The organism is Streptomyces sp. NPDC051172, from assembly GCF_040682555.1.
Classification (GTDB): Bacteria; Actinomycetota; Actinomycetes; order Streptomycetales; family Streptomycetaceae; genus Streptomyces.
Map to the genome: position 1 here is coordinate 1 of NZ_JBFBBE010000071.1, position 16,808 is coordinate 16,808.

17 protein-coding genes are annotated in these 16,808 nt (G+C 71.6%); 6 read left to right on the forward strand and 11 right to left on the reverse strand.

Annotated elements, in window-relative coordinates; all coding sequences use genetic code 11:
- Positions 1-203 precede the first annotated feature (203 nt).
- On the forward strand, positions 204-830 hold the full coding sequence (locus AB0N07_RS33105) for a sigma-70 family RNA polymerase sigma factor (protein ID WP_365841429.1): 627 nt from the start codon (positions 204-206) through the stop codon (positions 828-830).
- Between the two features lie 6 nt (positions 831-836).
- On the opposite strand, the gene AB0N07_RS33110 is transcribed toward AB0N07_RS33105, so the two are convergent.
- The 5 genes from AB0N07_RS33110 to AB0N07_RS33130 all read right to left on the reverse strand — a co-directional run bounded on the left by AB0N07_RS33110 (position 837) and on the right by AB0N07_RS33130 (position 5,342).
- On the reverse strand, positions 837-1,142 hold the full coding sequence (locus tag AB0N07_RS33110; RefSeq protein ID WP_365841431.1) for a heavy-metal-associated domain-containing protein: 306 nt from the start codon (positions 1,140-1,142) through the stop codon (positions 837-839).
- 216 nt (positions 1,143-1,358) lie between these two features.
- Positions 1,359-1,952: a copper resistance protein CopC gene (locus AB0N07_RS33115; protein ID WP_365841433.1), complete on the reverse strand. Its 594-nt coding sequence runs from the start codon at positions 1,950-1,952 to the stop codon at positions 1,359-1,361.
- Positions 1,931-2,602 (reverse strand): superoxide dismutase family protein, encoded by a 672-nt coding sequence (locus AB0N07_RS33120; protein WP_365841435.1) that lies wholly within the window; start codon positions 2,600-2,602, stop codon positions 1,931-1,933. The genes AB0N07_RS33115 and AB0N07_RS33120 overlap by 22 nt, the downstream gene beginning before the upstream one ends.
- 98 nt (positions 2,603-2,700) lie before the next feature.
- Complete coding sequence (locus AB0N07_RS33125; protein WP_365841437.1) at positions 2,701-3,429, reverse strand: hypothetical protein; 729 nt, start codon at positions 3,427-3,429, stop codon at positions 2,701-2,703.
- Between the two features lie 86 nt (positions 3,430-3,515).
- Complete coding sequence (locus AB0N07_RS33130) at positions 3,516-5,342, reverse strand: copper resistance protein CopC (RefSeq protein ID WP_365841439.1); 1,827 nt, start codon at positions 5,340-5,342, stop codon at positions 3,516-3,518.
- A gap of 222 nt (positions 5,343-5,564) precedes the next feature.
- On the opposite strand from AB0N07_RS33130, the gene AB0N07_RS33135 reads away from it, so the two are divergent.
- Positions 5,565-6,257 (forward strand): DUF5134 domain-containing protein, encoded by a 693-nt coding sequence (locus AB0N07_RS33135; RefSeq protein WP_365841441.1) that lies wholly within the window; start codon positions 5,565-5,567, stop codon positions 6,255-6,257.
- Positions 6,258-6,464: 207 nt separating this feature from the next.
- On the opposite strand, the gene AB0N07_RS33140 is transcribed toward AB0N07_RS33135, so the two are convergent.
- The 5 genes from AB0N07_RS33140 to tsaD form a co-directional block, all read right to left on the reverse strand.
- Positions 6,465-7,961: a PepSY domain-containing protein gene (locus tag AB0N07_RS33140; RefSeq protein WP_365841443.1), complete on the reverse strand. Its 1,497-nt coding sequence runs from the start codon at positions 7,959-7,961 to the stop codon at positions 6,465-6,467.
- A 480-nt stretch (positions 7,962-8,441) separates the two neighbouring features.
- Positions 8,442-9,239 (reverse strand): MucR family transcriptional regulator, encoded by a 798-nt coding sequence (locus AB0N07_RS33145; protein ID WP_365841445.1) that lies wholly within the window; start codon positions 9,237-9,239, stop codon positions 8,442-8,444.
- Positions 9,236-9,577: an antibiotic biosynthesis monooxygenase family protein gene (locus AB0N07_RS33150; protein WP_365841448.1), complete on the reverse strand. Its 342-nt coding sequence runs from the start codon at positions 9,575-9,577 to the stop codon at positions 9,236-9,238. Before AB0N07_RS33150 ends, AB0N07_RS33145 begins: the two co-directional genes overlap by 4 nt.
- A gap of 94 nt (positions 9,578-9,671) precedes the next feature.
- A complete protein-coding gene (locus AB0N07_RS33155; RefSeq protein WP_365841450.1) occupies positions 9,672-10,238 on the reverse strand; it encodes a GNAT family N-acetyltransferase in 567 nt (188 codons plus the stop codon).
- Positions 10,238-11,290 (reverse strand): tRNA (adenosine(37)-N6)-threonylcarbamoyltransferase complex transferase subunit TsaD, encoded by a 1,053-nt coding sequence (gene tsaD, locus AB0N07_RS33160; protein WP_365841452.1) that lies wholly within the window; start codon positions 11,288-11,290, stop codon positions 10,238-10,240. Before tsaD ends, AB0N07_RS33155 begins: the two co-directional genes overlap by 1 nt.
- 162 nt (positions 11,291-11,452) lie before the next feature.
- On the opposite strand from tsaD, the gene cbiE reads away from it, so the two are divergent.
- Both cbiE and cobM read left to right on the forward strand, forming a co-directional pair.
- Positions 11,453-12,715: a precorrin-6y C5,15-methyltransferase (decarboxylating) subunit CbiE gene (gene cbiE, locus AB0N07_RS33165; RefSeq protein WP_365841454.1), complete on the forward strand. Its 1,263-nt coding sequence runs from the start codon at positions 11,453-11,455 to the stop codon at positions 12,713-12,715.
- Positions 12,712-13,461: a precorrin-4 C(11)-methyltransferase gene (gene cobM / locus AB0N07_RS33170; RefSeq protein ID WP_365841456.1), complete on the forward strand. Its 750-nt coding sequence runs from the start codon at positions 12,712-12,714 to the stop codon at positions 13,459-13,461. Before cbiE ends, cobM begins: the two co-directional genes overlap by 4 nt.
- 134 nt (positions 13,462-13,595) lie before the next feature.
- Here the strand turns inward: cobM and AB0N07_RS33175 are convergent, their stop codons facing one another.
- On the reverse strand, positions 13,596-14,735 hold the full coding sequence (locus AB0N07_RS33175; protein WP_365841458.1) for a cobalt-precorrin-5B (C(1))-methyltransferase: 1,140 nt from the start codon (positions 14,733-14,735) through the stop codon (positions 13,596-13,598).
- An 18-nt stretch (positions 14,736-14,753) separates the two neighbouring features.
- Between AB0N07_RS33175 and AB0N07_RS33180 the strand changes: the two genes are divergently transcribed.
- Both AB0N07_RS33180 and AB0N07_RS33185 read left to right on the forward strand, forming a co-directional pair.
- Complete coding sequence (locus tag AB0N07_RS33180) at positions 14,754-15,518, forward strand: cobalt-precorrin-6A reductase (RefSeq protein ID WP_365841460.1); 765 nt, start codon at positions 14,754-14,756, stop codon at positions 15,516-15,518.
- 110 nt (positions 15,519-15,628) lie between these two features.
- Positions 15,629-16,798 carry a HoxN/HupN/NixA family nickel/cobalt transporter gene (locus AB0N07_RS33185; protein WP_365841462.1) on the forward strand — a complete coding sequence of 390 codons (1,170 nt, stop codon included), beginning with the start codon at positions 15,629-15,631 and terminating at the stop codon, positions 16,796-16,798.
- Positions 16,799-16,808 lie beyond the last annotated feature (10 nt).

Consider the following 16,808-nt stretch of genomic DNA (forward strand, 5'->3'; position numbering starts at 1 on the left):
CCGCGGCCTGCTGACCCGCACCGCCCCCAACACCTACAAACTGATCCTTCCGGACACCTTGACGCTCGCGGGCAATCCTTAACTTCGCGGCATTGCGTCATCACGCCGTCGCGCTTCGGGCCGTAGGGCCGTCTCCCCACTCACCGGACCGACCGCGCCCTCGCGCGTCCCGGTCCGGTCACGGATCCCGAGAAGGACACCACGTGATCACCTCTGCCCTGTCTGATGCGCACAACAAGACGGATGGAAAGGGAGGATCGGCGTCTGTCGACGAGTCGATAACCGCCTGGGCGCTGGCCGCCCGAAGCGGTGACCCGGACGCCGTCGAGCAGTTCGTCAACGCTCTGCAGCGCGATGTGCAGCGTTACGTCGCCCATCTGTGCGGCGATCCGCAGGCTGTCGACGACCTCGCGCAGGACACGTTCCTGCGTGCGCTCGGCAGCCTGCATCGCTTCGAGGGGCGTTCCTCGGCGCGGGCCTGGCTGCTGTCCATCGCCCGCCGCGCGGTGATCGACAGCTACCGGTACGCCGCCGCCCGGCCGCGGCTGTCCGACGTACCGGACTGGCAGTTGGCCGTCGAACTTGCCCAGCCCCGGGACCTGCCCGGCTTCGACGACGGCGTCGCGCTGCTGGACCTGCTGGCCGCGCTGCCCGACGAGCGCCGGGAGGCGTTCGTCCTCACCCAGCTGGTCGGCCTCCCGTATGCGGAGGCGGCCGAGGTCAGCGACTGCCCGGTCGGCACGGTCCGCTCCCGCGTGGCCAGGGCCCGGTCAACCCTGCTGGACCTGCTGGACGAGGCAGAGGCGCCGGCTGCGCTGGCGGCGGTCTGAGCCCTTCTATACGGGGGTGTCGGGACGGCCAACCGCCCCGACACCCTCGGGCACACCGATCTCCAACTGGCGGGGAACCAGGGCGTGTTCGCCCCGGCTGCTGGACCGGCCGGCGAAGGATCCCCGCGTACCGGTGGAGCCTGGAGACTCTCGACGCGTTCTCGTGTGCGGGGCGGAACGGCGGCCGTCGTGCTCGGCGGCCTGCTGGTGACGGGCCGCGGCGGTGAGGGGAAGGACGGAGACCTCTTCCCTGATGCTCGCCGCGCAGTGTTCGCAGGTCATTCCGGTGACGCTGTAGTGCTTCTGGGCCATGGCACAACTCCTGGACATGGGTAGGGCTTTGGGTGGTCTACGGACGGGGCGGGGCCGGTGTTCAGTCCTGCCCCGTCCCTCCAACAGTCGGACGAACGGATCTCGGAGTTCCGCCGCGGGCAAGTGGATTCGCACTGACCCCCGTCATCACGCCACCGGCGCCCGCGGCTCAGGCCGGACCGGGTGAACGTGACCCGGTCGCGGCGCGTCCTCCTCTCACCAGGTGGCCTCCTCCCCGGTCACGGCGGGCCGCGGCCCGCGCTTCCTCCGTACGGCCATGACCGACCCGCCCACGACCACGGCGGCGGCTGCCGCCAGGACGGCCAGTGCCGTGGTGCGGCCGAGCCCCATGATCGTGTCGCCCGTGTCGACGACCGGTGCTGTCAGCTTCAGGCCCTTGCAGGCGGCGGGCGCGCTCACGGCCTTCGCGTCGTCGGCGGCCTCGAACTGGAACGCGTTGGTCTGCGTGTCGCCGTCGGCGGCCGTGATCGTGTAGGTGAGCGTGATGACGCCGGCGGGAAGTGGGCCGACGGCGGCGCAGGTGACGGAGGCGTCGGCCACCACGGGTCGGCCGACGGACACCTCGGTCCCGTCCGGGCCGACGATGCCGACCTTCGGGGTGGTGCCCGGCCGTAGCCGGGCGAAGGTCAACTCGACGACGCTGGTGCCGGTGCCGACCTTGGAACCGGGCGCCGGTGTCGCGGTGTTCAGCGCAGTGTGGGCGTAGGCGGGCGTGCCGCCGGACAGCAGCAGCACGCCCAGACACCCCAGCAGGGCGGCCGACGCCCTCAGAAGTCGAAGTCCGCGCATGCTATGCGGTTGTCCATCGCTTCCATGGGGTGGACGACGAGGGCGACCGCGCCCTTGCCGGTCTTCTTCGGGTTGTCCACGGTCGTCATTCCCATGCCGGACTTGTCGGCGGTGAAGGTCAGCCACACCTCGTTCGGAGGCTTGGCCGGACCGCCCTTGGTGAACTGGAAGTGCTGTCCGCCGTCGGCGGCGGAGCAGTGCTGGGCGTGGAGGTGGGCCATGTAGTGGTGGCCCGGCTTCAGGCCGGTCAGGGACACCGTCACCGTGGTGCCTTTGGTGCCCTTGGAGCCCTGGGCCAGCCAGGCGGTGCCTTTGACGTCGTCCATGCCCGGCGGGCGTGTGTCCAGCAGCTTGAACGCGCCCTTCACCACGGACGCACCGGACAGCTTGTAGGCAGGCGTGGCCTTCGGGTCGCCGTAGTTCATGTTCATGTCGGACATGCCGCCGCTCATGCCCTTGGACGGCGACGCGGAGGCGGCGGCTGCCTTCTGCGAGGTGTTGTCGGAGGAGTCGCCGCCGCATCCGGAGAGCAGTACCGCCGCGGCGGCCACGGGGGTACAGCAGACGACGAGACGGGTGCGGAGACGACGTGGGCGGGACGTGTGGTCGTGCACGTGCTCGTACATGTAGTCGTGCTTGTGGTCGTACATGGTGAAGGAACTCCCGGTCGAGGGTGGGGGATTCGGACCGGCGCGCATACGGACACGCCGGCCCTCCGCCTGTCCCCCGGCCGGGGCAGCTTCCGGAATCAGGCCGGAGTCAATGCCGTACGGCGAGCAGTGGATCGGGAGACGGGCGGCTGAGTGCCGACACGGCTCGACGGCGGTCCTCGGCGTACGACCGCGTATCTCAGGGAGACGGGTGTGGGCCGGTGATGCTCCCCGGCGCCGAAGGCCGGTCCGCAGGACGGTGTCCCGGTCTCGGTCACGGCGTGGAACAGCACCCGGCAGACCCAGCGCAGCGGCGCGAACACCACGGCCGTCAGCGCCCCGCCGATCCTGTGCGTCGCCGCCTCGCCCCGCCACAGCCACAGCCCGCACACCACGGCGGCGAGCAGATGGACCAGAACCATTCCGGCCATGGAGTGCTGAGTCAGGACGGACGGCAGAGGTGATCCGGAGGGCTCCCGCATCGAATGGGACGGCATCCCCGTCGAACCGGCATGCTGCATCACCATGCCGTTCGGGGAGAGCGCCTCGTTCGGCGCATGGGTCAGTCGGTGGGCGAGGTCGAAGAAGAGATGCAGCAGCCCCTGGGCGACGACGGTGGCGCCGACGACCGCGGCGGCACCCCGCTCACGGTCGGTCAGCCACCAGGCGCCGGAGACCGTCCCGGCGAAGGCGTAGGCGATCGCCCACCAGGGCAGGGTGTCGCCGGACATGAGCGCGTGCCCCAGCGAGGTGGTGACGACACAGACGGCCGCGAACACCGCGGCCCGCGCCAGCCGTGGGAGGCCACGGCCGCACCCCTGCGGCATCCGACCACTTCCTGACGTCAACGGGCTTGCCCCGGGCTCATGTTGGTTGCCGTAACGTACGGACGACCGGGCGGCCGTGTTCACGCTCACGGGTCGACGGTCACCGTCTTCTCCACGGTGACCTGGTCGATCTCGGAGACGCGGACCGTGGCCCGCATCGTCCAGGTGCCCGCGATCGGGAGATCGAGGGTGTCGCTGCCCCAGTAGCCGCGCTCGTCCTTGAGCCGGGCGTCCAGCGGGCCGACCTGCTGGTCGGCGAGGGTGAAGGTCAGCCGCAGTTCGGGGACGCCGACGGGGCTGCCGTCGGCGCCGTAGACGAGTGCCTCCACCACGTTCCGGCCGACCCGGCCCGGCTGCAGGGTGATCTGCACCTTGCCGCGCCCGGAGAGCGTCTTCCTGCCGGTGTCGTACGGGATCAGGGTCAGGGAGACCTCGGGCCGTCCGGCCGTCGAGGTGGCCGACGCGGTCTCGGCGGCCCGGCCCGTCTCCGTGCCCGTCAGCACGGTCGTGAGGAGGAGGACGACCACGCCGACCGCGACCTCGCCCAGCACGGAGCGGCGCAGCCCGCGCCGGGGGGACTCGTGCGCGGGACCCTCCTCGCCGTTCCGGTCCTCCTTGCCGTCCCGGTCCACCCTGGGGTCGGCGGGAGGATTCCCGCCGTGGCCCGCCGCCACCAATACCCGTTCCTCGTCCGGCACTTGCAGCAGCCGGCCCGTCCAGCGCCGGGAGTACGCCGCCGCCGCCAGCATCACCAGCACGGCCCAGATCTTGAAGACGAGGATCCTGCCGTAGGTCGTGGTGAACGCGTCCCAGGAGCCGAGCCCGCGCCAGGACTGGTAGACGCCGGTGGCGGCCAGCACGGCCACCGAGGCCAGCGCGATACGGGAGAAGCGGGCGACGGCGGCGGGCGGCAGGGGCTGGTCGTCCGGCGCCCGGAACAGCGCGAGCAGCAGAGCCGTCAGGCCGCCCAGCCACACCGCCATGGCGAGCAGATGCAGTACGGCGGAGACCATGGCCAGGGGCACCTGGATGCCGGCGGCGGCGTGCTCGGCCGCCGCCCAGGTCGCGGCCAGGGCGAGCGCGAACACCCCGCCGGCCGCCACCAGTTGCCGCGACGGCCTCGACTCCGGCGGCCGGCCGCGCAGCGCGACGCCCACCACGGCGAGCAGGAACAGCCGGGCCAGCAGCGCGATGCCGGGCCGGCCGGTGGCCGCGTCCCGCAGCAGCGCCGGGTCGAGCATCCCGCCCGGCCCGCCGCCGCTGTCGTAGGGACCGCGCAACAGCAACAGCCCGACCGTGGACAGGGACAGCGCCCACCAGCCGACCACGAACCAGCGCCGTACCACCCGCACGGCCGTGGACGAGGGCCAGCACGCCAGGACGAACACGGCGAGGCCGATCAGCAGCGCGAGGCCGGCGTAGGCGACGTAGCGGCCGATGCCGTACAGCGCGCCGACGGCGGGATCGACGGCCGGTGGGGGAGCGGCCGTGGCCCGGGTGGCCGACGGCTTGCCGACGGAGAAGGTGAAGGCACCGGACACGGCGTGGCTGTCCGCGGACACCACCCGCCAGGACACGGTGTACGTGCCCTGCTTCAGCCCGCTCGCCAGCGGCACGCTGTCGGTGTTGCCCCGCCCGCCGGCATGCCGCGGACTGCCCGCCGACACCGGGCGGTTGTCGGGATCGAGGACCCGCAGGGAGTCGTCGACAAGTGCTACCGATTCGTCGAAGGTCACCGTGACCTGCTTCGGCGCGCTCTTCAGCACGCTGTTCTCGCCCGGAGTACTGCCGGTCAGCACCGCATGCGCCGAGGCGGGGGCCGCACCCTGGAGAACGGCGCCGGCAAGGACGGCGACCACCACCAGGAGCGAACGAACCGTAAGCGTCCCGCTGTTCAGCTGCCGTCGCGCCACGTTGTCTCCGGGTTGCGGTTCCTGGTCATGGATACGTACGGATCCATCCGGCGATGCGCTCATCGGACACGGCGCGGAGGTGATGGCGCTCACAGTGCGGGCCGGGAACTCGCGCCGGTGCCGCCACGACTTCTGTTGCAGCCGTCGGCCGGGGCAGATGCCACGGTCTGACGGTGTATCCGACCGTCGGCGTCGCTGGCGCCATGGAGCCGGGATGGCCTCGTGATTGCCGCAAGCGGACTGCGCTGGATTCTGACTCTGGCGTTCGCCCTGTCCAGCGTGCACGGGATCTGGTGCATGGTCCTGCCTGGCACGAACATCGCCGCACGGGTGGACCACGCGCTGCACGCGGCGATGGGCGTGTTCATGATCGCCATGGCCTGGCCGTGGGGCATGGACTTCCCGGCCGTTCCCCAGATCGTGCTGTTCGGGGCGGGCGCGCTGTGGTTCGTGACGGCGGCTCCGCTGCGCCGCGGCGAGGATTCCCGGGGCAGGACCCTGCGCCGTGCTCTCCCGCACGCCGTGATGATGGGGGCGATGGCCTGGATGGTGGCGGCGATGGACGTGTCCGGCTCGATGTCCGGCCACGCCGGGGCCGGTTCGGGCGGTGACATGCCGGGAATGGACATGTCCGGCGGCTCCGGGCTCGCCGCCATGAGCCTGACCGGGACCGGGCCCAGGACGGCGGCGGCGCTGCTCGCCGCCGGGCTGGCAGTGATCGGCCTTGTCTGGCTGACTCGCACGCTCGACCAGGCGCGGGGACGGGGCCTGCCGGAGGGCGGCGTGGAAGCGGCGAACGAGGACAACGGGAGAGACAACAGGAGAGGCGACGTGAGCACCGCCGGGGTGCTGGCCTCGGGGTGCCATGCCGCCATGGCACTGGGGATGGCCGTCATGTTCGTCCTGCTGGTGTGACGGGCGTCCACGACGGGAGGCCCTGTCACAGGCGGTGGCCGATCGCGTCCGCCGAAGGGCGGCCCGGCGCGGAGCCGGAGCAGGCCACCGGGTACGCCACCCGGCGGACCTGCCACCATCGGCCCGCCGAACCGACGCACAGCCCCGCCGGCGAGTCCGTCGTGGGCGGGCCGGCACCTCGGAGTGGCCGACCCGCCGGGTTGCCGGTCAGCCACCCGTGGCGGACGGGGCCGGTGGCGTCGTGGTCGTACGGCGACGACGTATGGCGCCGATGACGATGTCGGCGGCCAGGAACACGGCTAGGGGTATGCCGAACAGCGGGATCGCCCAGCCGATCGCGGCGACCACCACGATGCCCACGGCGAGAGTCGAGGACGGCATCCCGCGCCAGGCGCCGCGGGCGGGCGGGGTGCCGAACCGGGCGCGGCGGTCGGCGCGGGTGGGGCGGCGCTGCCACCACATGCGGTAGCCCCAGAAGATCACGCAGATCAGGCCGATGGCCAGGGCGGCGAGCACGAGCTGGTTGGCGAGGCCGAACAGGAGGCCCATGTGGGCCTGGATGCCCCACGTGGTCAGTTTGGCCAGGACGGGCCAGTCGGCGAAATTCACACGGTGGACCACGCTGTCGGTCGAGGCGTCGACCGCGACGCTGTCGCGTCCGACCGGCCAGAGGTTGCGGGTCTGTGACACGGTCCACGCGGTGGCGCCGTCCGCCGGTACGCCGATCGACACGGGGCCGTCCAGACCGTCGGCGCGGGCGGCCTTCAGCACGCCGTCGATGTCGCCCGGGTCGGCGCTCTTCTTGGTGTCGGCCTTCGAGGCGTTCGCGCCGGGCAGGGAGGTGTCCACGTAGGGCGTGCTGGAGCTCATCGAGTGCAGGGCCTTGCTGAAGTGCTCTCCGGCGTAGGTGGACCAGGTCAGGCCGGTCGCGGAGAGGAACAGCAGACCGAGGGCGATCCACACGCCGGTCGCGGCGTGCCAGCTGCGGGTGCGCAGCACGCCGCCCTTCTTCGCGGTCCGGTCGGGCAACAGCAGGCGCCGGGCGGTCCGGGTGCCGCGCCTACGCCGCCACCACAGGACCAGTCCGCCGAGCACCAGCACCCACAGCCAGCTCGCGGCGATCTCCGAGTACAGGTTGCCGACCGTTCCCAGATGGAGGTCGCGGTGCAGGACGTCCAGCCAGGTCGTGAGAGGCGTCGAGGTGAAGTAGGTGGTCAGCTGGCCTCTGACCTTGCCGGTGTACGGATCCACGTACACCGTGTGGGCGTTGTCGCCGAGTGAGGGCAAGGAGAAGTCCACCTGGGTGGTGTGATCACCGCTGCCCGGGCGTACGGCGGTCAGTGTGCCCGTGGGATGCTCGGCACGTGCGGCGCTCACCTGCGCGGACACCGGGAGAGCGGTGTCACCAACGTGGGCGACGGTGAGTTCCTTGCCGTAGACGAGCGAGTCCAGCTGCGGTGTGAACGTGTAGAGCAGTCCGGTCACGGCCGCGACGACCAGGAACGGCGCCACGAAGACGCCGGCGTAGAAGTGCAGCCGCGCCAGCATCGCGCCGAAGCCCTGCGGCCGCCGGACCGGCGCAGTGGCCGATTGCCCGGTGGTCGGGGGTGCGGCTGTCGCGGTCGCGGTGGCTTCGGACTCGGGTTTCTCGCCGGCCGTCCCTTCCGGTCGGGGAAGGTCGGGCGCTTCGGAGTCGATGGACATCGAACGGCACCTCGCGGTGAGTAGGCGGCGCACTGGGCACCGGCATCCGTGCGGGACGGGCCGCGGCCGGTCGACGACCCGCCGCGGCACCCCGCAGGCGACCGGAGTTCGGCCGCTGTCCTCACACACGTCGTACGAGCGAGCGCCCGAGTTCCCGCGCCCGCCCCGGAATTCGCCGACGAATGCTCCGAACCACGTCCTCAATCTGCTGTCCTGAGCGTGGTCCGCCCCATGCCCGACGGCGCTCGAGTGTGTGCCGTCGGGCATGGCCCACCCACCTTCACGGCGGACCGCGTCGAGGAGTACGCGAAGAAGGAGTTCCCCACCCTGGAGGTGTACAAGAACCTCGACTACGCCGGGCTGCGACTGGTCACCTGTGGTGGGGAGTTCGACGCGGACCGGCACTACTACCCCAACAACGTGGTGGTGTTCGCGACCATGACGGCCGTCGCCTGGGCGGCCCACACATGGTCGGAAGGCTCACCTCGGGCCGATCCGGGCCGCCACCCACGTGATGCTGCGGCCGGTGTCCGCCGCCAGTTCCCGCAGCCTGGCCCCCTCGGCAGCGCGCTCACGCAGCCACACCGTAATGTCCTGGGCACCCACGCGCTCGGCTGCTGCCCGGTTGTTGAGCAGCACACGCGCGTGCCGCCCGATGTCGGAGTTCTGTCCGGACGGTCGGATCGCGAAGCCGTGCTCCTCCAGCAGCCGCCGCAGTCTGCCCTTGCCGACGTCGAGGATGCGTGCCGTTTCCTCGACGCTGCTCTGGCGGTCGACATACACGGTCCGCAGCGCCTGTTCGAGGTCCGCGAAGCCTCCGGCCCGCAACGCGGCCGCCAACCGGGCGTCCGCGTCCCGGGCTTGGCTACGGCGGCCGGCACTGAGGCTCTCCAGACGCAGCCGCCGAAGCTCGTCCGTCTCCGCCCGCTCGCCGGCGCCGTTCCAGCGTCTGCGGTTCAGCTCGCCGGTACGGGCCATCGCCCGGCCCGCCGCGAACCGTGCCCGGGTCTCCTCCGAGTCCCGGTATGCGGCGCGGCGGGAGCGGGACTGCTGCTGGGCGAAGGATCGTGCGCTCAGGGCCCGGCTGCGCAGTAGTCCGAACTCCTGCCGGTACTCCGCCGCGGTCATGTCGTGCACGCGCACATGTGCTCCCAGTGAGCGGAAGGCCCGCCCGCACACATGGCAGATCACGGTGTCCGCGGCCTCGTCGCGGATCAGGCGACCGAAGTCGGCATGCCGGTCCGTCCGGTCGCCCTCGCCTATGAGCGGATCGGTCACTGCGCGCCCTTGCCGTGCGTGGAGCGCACCCGGAACAGCCGCGGCTGTACGTCGGTCGCGATGGTCGCCGCCTGGTCCATGTGGACGCGGGCCTCGGGGTTGGTGAGCATCGCGCGGTAGTGCTCCTCGGATTCCCACTGGGCGTAGTTGATGACGCGCTCGCCGTCCTGCAAGGCGTGGAAGTTGGCGCAGATGAAGCCTGGTTGGTGCTTCATGGTCTCCTCGGTGGCACGTGCGAGTAGGCCGATGAGCTCGGTCCGGCGGTCGGGGGAGACGGTGAAGACGTTGACGAGCGTCGTCACCGGGCGGGTGCTGTCGATCTGTGCGGTAACCGTCATGATCCTTTTTCTCCCCTTACGGCGGGTGCGGGGAGAGGGCGCCGGTCCGCATTCCCCCGATCGGACGCGGATCCGCCGGCGGGGCGCCGGATACTCACAGCGGTTCGGGAGCGAGGGCTCTGGCCGGGTGGCGAGGGTCGAGGAAGACGGCGATGCCCTTGCCGTCGGGGGACGGGTGCGTTGCCTGGATCCAGCCCTGGCGCCGGTAGAAGGACATGGCCCGGGGCGACTGGACGGAGGTGAGCAGCCAGGAACGGCCCTCGGGGGCGTCCTGCGTGACTGCTTCCAGCAGGTCGCCGGCGAGGCCGGTGCCCCGGACGTCGGGGCGAACGGCCAGTTCGTCGATCTCGCGGGCCCCGCACAGCCACTCCACGGTCCGTTCGTCGCCCAGCCCCGCCGTTGCCTGCGGATAGCAGCGGTCCGTGGGGAAGGGCGCGAGAGTGGTCCACGCGGTCGCGAACCCAACGACCTCGGAGCCCTCGAAGGCGACCGCGGCGAGGAAACCGGGACGCCGGGTGTTCACCGGAAGCCGTCCCACGAACTCGACCGCCTTCTCCTCGTCCTCGTTCCAGGGCGGGGCGCAGAACGCGTCGACGTACACGGAGTGCAGGGCGGAGGTGTGGGCGAGCAGGCTGTCGTCCTTGAGGATCTGGATGTCCATCAGGCCGCCACCGCCCGTGCTGCCGCGACGGGGTGCAGTGCCGCGTACTCCAGCGGTGCCGACGGGTCGATCGACACGTCCAGGGGTGCGGGCTCCGCCCCGGCGCGGACCAGCAGGTCGCCGACGGCGGCGATCATCGCGCCGTTGTCCGTGCACAACTTGAGCGGTGGTACGCGCAGTTGGATCCCGGCTGCCCGGCAGCGCTCCTCGGCCAGCGACCGCACTCGGGAGTTCGCGGCGACCCCGCCGACCACGACCAGCGTGCCGACGCCGTGCTCGCGGCAGGCGGCCACAGCCTTGCGGGTCAGTACGTCCGCGACGGCCTCCTGGAGGGAAGCGGCCCCGTCGGCGACCGGCAGCTCACGGCCCGCGTGCCCTTCCGCCCAGCGGGCCGCGGCCGTCTTCAGGCCCGAGAAGGAGAAGTCGTACGAGCCCGGCAGCGGGCGGGGAAAGGGGACAGCGCGCGAATTTCCCGCGCGCGCCGCCCGGTCGATGGCCGGGCCGCCGGGATACGGCAGCCCGAAGACCCGCGCGACCTTGTCGAAGCACTCGCCTGCGGCGTCGTCGAGGGTGTCGCCGAGGTGGCGGATCGGCTCGCGGGCGAGGTCGCGCACGAGGAGGAGCGAGGTGTGGCCGCCGGAGACGATCAGCACCATGCAGGGGTCGGGGACGGGGCCGTGTTCCAGGGTGTCGGCGGCGACGTGGCCGGCGAGGTGGTGGACGCCGTAGAGCGGGACGCCGAGGGCGTAGGCGATTCCCTTCGCCCCGGCGAGGCCCACCTGGAGCGCGCCGGACAGGCCCGGTCCGGTGGTGACGGCGACCGCGCCGATGTCGGAAAGGGTGAGTCCGGCCTCGTCCAGTGCCTGCCGGATCACCGGGCGCAGGGCGTGCACGTGCGCACGGGCGGCGATCTCCGGCACGACACCGCCGTAGCGGGCGTGCTCGTCCATGCTCGACGCCACGACGTGGCCGAGCAGCCGTCCGTCCTGGACGAGCCCGGCACCGGTCTCGTCGCACGACGACTCGATGCCCAGCACGATCGGAGAGCTCATGCCCACCCCTCTCTGACAGTTCCTGCACTATCTAAGCTATTGCAAGTAGTGTGCAATAAGGAGGGGGCTGGTGTGTACCCGAGCGTGAATGTGCAGGCCACCGCCCAGTAGAGTGCGCCCCCGTTGCCCCGACAGCCGCCCTGAATCCCGAGGTACCGAGCAGTGACCCCCGCACGACCAGGACCGCCCCACGCCGTCACCGTCGTCGGGATCGGAGCCGACGGCTGGGAGGGGCTCCCGGGCACCTCCCGCACCGCGTTGCGCGACGCCGAGGTCCTGATCGGTGGCTTGCGCCAGTTGGACCTGCTGCCCTCGGAGTGCATGGGTGAGCGGATCGCCTGGCCGTCGCCGCTCCGGCCTGCCGTTCCCGGCCTGCTCGCGGCCCACGCCGGGCGCACGATCGCCATCCTGGCCAGCGGAGACCCGATGTACTACGGCATTGGACGCGCCCTCGCCGAGGAAGCCGACGCCCTGCACGTCCTACCGCACCCCTCCTCCGTCTCCTATGCCGCCGCCCGACTCGGCTGGTGCCTGAAGGACATCGAGGTCGTCACGCTCGTCGGCCGGCCTGTTGCTCGCGTCGCCGCCGTCCTGCACCACGGCCGGCGGCTCCTCGTGCTCAGCGCGGACGCCACCACGCCCGGTGAAGTCGCCGCGCTGCTGCGGGACCGGGGGTTCGGGCCGAGCCGGATGCGGGTCCTGGAGCAGCTCGGGGGCGCGAAGGAACGCACGACCGACGAGACCACCGCCGACGACTGGCCCGGGACGCACCCGCCCGGCGACCCCCTCGACATCGTCGCCGTCGAGTGCCGCCGTGCCCCGGACGCCCTGCGGCTCGGCGCGGTCCCGGGCCTCCCCGACGGGGCGTACGAGCACGACGGACAGCTCACCAAGCGGCACGTCCGCGCCGCCACGCTCGGTGCGCTCGGGCCGGAACCGGGCGAGCTGCTGTGGGACATCGGCGGCGGGTCGGGTTCGATCGCGATCGAGTGGATGCGCACGCACCCGTCGTGCCGGGCGGTCACCGTCGAGCGCGACTCCGTACGGGCCGAGCGCATCACCCGCAACGCCGACCGCCTCGGCGTGCCAGGACTGCGGGTCGTCACCGGTGCCGCACCCGCCGTCCTGGCCGAACTCCCGCCGCCCGACGCGGTGTTCGTCGGCGGCGGGCTCACCGTGCCCGGCCTTCTCGACGCCTGCTGGGATGCGCTCCCCGTCGGCGGTCGCCTGGTCGCCAACACCGTGACGCTGGAGTCCGAGGCGCTGCTCGTCGACGCCTACCGGCGCCACGGCGGCGAGTTGGTGAAGCTGGCGGTGGCACACGCCGTGCCCGTGGGCGGTTTCACCGGGTGGCGGCAGGCGATGCCGGTAACGCAGTGGGCCGTACAGAAAACCCTCAACCCCCTTCCAGGAGCAGACAGATGACCGTGTACTTCATCGGAGCCGGTCCCGGTGCCGCCGACCTGATCACGGTGCGTGGCGCCCGTACGCTCGCCGACTGCCAGGTCTGTCTGTACGCGGGCAGCCTGGTGCCGCGCGAACTGCTCGCCGAATGCCCGGCCGACGCGCGCCTGGTGGACACCGCGCAGCTCAACCTGGACGAGATCACCGCCGAGTTGATCCGCGCGCACGAGGAAGGCCACGACATCGCCCGGCTGCACTCCGGCGACCCGTCCGTGTTCAGCGCGATCGCCGAGCAGATGCGGCGGCTGGACGCGGCCGGAGTGCCGTACGAGGTCGTCCCCGGGGTGCCCGCCTTCGCCGCCGCGGCTGCTTCCCTGAAGCGGGAGTTGACCGTGCCGACCGTCGGTCAGACGGTGATCCTGACCCGCGTCGCCAACCGCGCGACCGCCATGCCCGAGGGCGAGGACCTCGCAACCCTCGGCCGCAGCGGCGCGCTGATCGTGCTGCACCTCGCCGCCAAGTACGTGGACCGCGTGGTCGACGAACTCCTCCCGCACTACGGCGCCGACTGCCCGACCGCCGTCGTCGCCTACGCATCCCGCCCGGACGAGCTGATCATCCGCGGCACGCTCGACGAGATCGCCGGCAAGGTGAAGGAGGCCGGGGTGCTGCGCACGGCAGTAATCATGGTGGGGCGGACGCTGGGGGCGGAGCAGTTCGGGGACAGTCACCTGTACTCGCCGGAGCGGGAACGCCATGTCTGCTGAGGCATCCGTGGGGTTCGGGCGCGCTGGGGGCGCCGAGCGGGTGGGGACGGTACGTCCGAAGCCGCCGAAGGTTACCTGGGCACGCCCGGACCTCTGGTTCACCTGGTTCAGCGTCGGCTGAGCGGCACTCGGAGTTACGCCGTCGCGCTGCGCCCCACCACCGTCCCCGCCCGGTCGATGCAGATCACGTCGACCGCGACCGGCGCTCCGCGCAGCACGGCCAGCGCCTCGTCACGGGCCGCCACTGCCACCAGATCGCCGAGCGGAACCCCGGCTGCCCTGCACAACTGGAGTGCGGCGAGCCCGGTGTTGGCGGTGGCCACCTCGGCGGCCAGTGCCGCGTCCGCGCCGCCTCGCCGCGCCAGTTCGGCGAGGAAGCCCTTGTCGACCTGCGAGCGGCCGGAGTGCAGGTCGAGGTGGCCGGCGGCGAGCTTGGAGAGCTTGGCGAAGCCGCCGCAGATGGTCAGGCGGTCCACCGGGTGGCGGCGGACGTACTTCAAGACCGCCCCCGCGAAGTCGCCCATGTCGAGCAGGGCGTCCTCGGGCAGCTGGTACTCGGCGACGACCGTCTTCTCCGACGTCGACCCCGTGCACCCGGCGATATGCGTACGCCCGGCCGCCCGGGCCACGTCCACGCCTCGCCGGATCGAGTCGATCCACGCCGAGCACGAGTACGGCACCACGATGCCCGTCGTGCCGAGGATGGACAGTCCGCCGAGGATGCCCAGGCGCGGATTCCAGGTGGAGCGGGCGATCTCCTCGCCGTGGTCGACGGAGACGGTGATCTCGACGTCTCCGGTGCCGCCGTGGCGGGCGGCGACCTCGGCGATGTGGTCCTGCATCATGCGGCGGGGGACCGGGTTGACGGCGGGTTCGCCGACGGGCAGCGGCAGCCCGGGGCGGGTGATCGTCCCGACCCCCGGACCGGCCTTGAAGACCACGCCCGCTCCGGCCGGGAGCCGCCGTACCGTGGTCCGGACCAGCGCGCCGTGCGTGACGTCCGGGTCGTCGCCCGCGTCCTTGACCACACCCGCCATGGCCTGTCCGTCGGCCAGCTTCTCGGCCGCCAGCGCGAACGACGGCGTCTGTCCCTTGGGCAGTGTGATCGTCACCGGGTCGGGAAAACCGCCGGTCAGCAGCGCGGTGTACGCCGCGGTCGTGGCCGCCGTCGCACAGGCACCGGTGGTCCAGCCGGGCCGTAGACCGGTGTGCTTGAGTTGGGCGCTGCGGCCGCCCTTCGCCTCGCCGCCCGCTCGCTCGTCGATGCTGTTCATGAACGGACCCGGACTCCCATGCACGTACTGATCCTCGGTGGCACCACGGAGGCCCGCCGCCTCGCCGAGCTGCTGCACGGCACGCCCGGACTGCGGCTGACCAGCTCCCTCGCCGGGCGGGTGGCCAGTCCCCGGCTGCCGCCGGGCGAGGTCCGCGTCGGCGGCTTCGGCGGCGTGGAAGGGCTGACCGCGTGGCTGCGCGAGCACGGGGTGGCTGCGCTCATCGACGCCACCCATCCCTTCGCCGGCACGATCAGTTTCAACGCCGCGCAGGCGGCTGCCACCGCCCATGTTCCCCTGCTGGCGCTGCGCCGCCCCGGCTGGGCCCCCGTCCAGGGTGACCGCTGGCACGACGCGGGCTCCCTCGACGAGGCCGCGCGGCTGCTGCCCGCGCTCGGCCGGCGCGTCTTCCTGACCACCGGACGGATGGGCCTGGCCGCCTTCGCGGACCTCGCCGATCTCTGGTTCCTCGTACGATCCGTCCACGCACCCGGACCCCCGCACCCGCTCCAGATGGAGGTGCTGCTCGACCGCGGCCCCTTCACCCTCGACGGAGAGCGCGAGCTGCTGCGCCGCCACCGCATCGACGTCGTCGTGACGAAGGACAGCGGAGGCGCCGCCACCGCGCCGAAGCTCACCGCGGCCCGCGAGGCCGGGCTGCCGGTCGTCGTGGTCCGCAGGCCACCGGTTCCCGAGAGCGTTCCGGTCGTGCCGGACCCGGGGCAGGCGGCCCGCTGGGTCGATGAGGGTCTCGACCTGCATGTTTTCCCTCGCGCAGACTGAAACCTGGCCTGGGCTTTACCGCGGGTGGCTTGTAGTTGCAACCTTGTCGCAGAAACCTGGAAGGCGCGGCTGAAAACAGCCGCTCGCCGAGAAGTAAGGCCCACGTCCCCATGACCACCGCTCCCGATTCCGCTTCCGCTCGCCCGGACTCCCCAGCCGGCGGGCGCGGTTTCTCGTGGCACCGCATACGCACGTCGATGACCCGCAAGGAGTGGGCCAGTGTCGGCGGGATGGCCGCCTTCATCCTGGCCCTGCATGTCATCGGCTGGTTCACGCTGGTCGCGATCGTCGCGCCCGAGCACTACAGCCTGGGCACCAAGACCTTCGGTATCGGCATCGGCGTCACCGCCTACACGCTGGGCATGCGGCACGCCTTCGACGCCGACCACATCGCCGCGATCGACAACACCACCCGGAAGCTGATGAACGAGGGCCAGCGCCCGTTGTCCGTCGGCTTCTGGTTCTCCCTCGGCCACTCCTCCATCGTCTTCGCGCTCGCCTTCCTGCTCTCCCTCGGTGTGAAGGAACTGGCGGGACCGGTCGAGAACGACGACTCCGAACTCCACAGCGTCACCGGATGGATCGGTACGACCGTCTCCGGGACCTTCCTCTATGTCATCGCGATCATCAACCTGCTGATCATGGTCGGTATTTGGAAGGTCTTCCGGCAGATGCGGGAAGGTCACTTCGACGAGGCGGCCCTGGAGGAGCAGCTCAACAACCGCGGCTTCATGAACCGCCTGCTCGGCCGCCTGATGAAGTCGATCACCAAGCCGTGGCAGATGTACCCCCTGGGCGTCCTTTTCGGCCTCGGCTTCGACACGGCCACGGAGATCGCGCTGCTGGTGCTGGCCGGTTCGGGCGCGGCCTCGGGCCTGCCCTGGTACGCGATCCTGTGCCTGCCGATCCTCTTCGCCGCCGGCATGTCGCTGCTGGACACGATCGACGGCTCGTTCATGAACTTCGCGTACGGCTGGGCGTTCTCCAAGCCGGTCCGCAAGGTCTACTACAACCTCACGATCACCGGTCTGTCCGTCGCTGTCGCCTTGATCATCGGCACGGTCGAACTGCTGGGCCTGGTCGCCGAGAAGGCCGATCTGCACGGCCCGTTCTGGGACTGGGTCTCCGGCCTCGACCTCAACATCATCGGCTACGTCATCGTCGGCCTGTTCTTCGCCACTTGGGCGGTCGCCCTGCTGGTGTGGAAGTTCGGCCGGATCGAGGAGAAGTGGACGGCGGGCCTCGCTCAGGCGACCCCCGCCGAACAAGGCGCCGAGTAGCTGCAGCCCG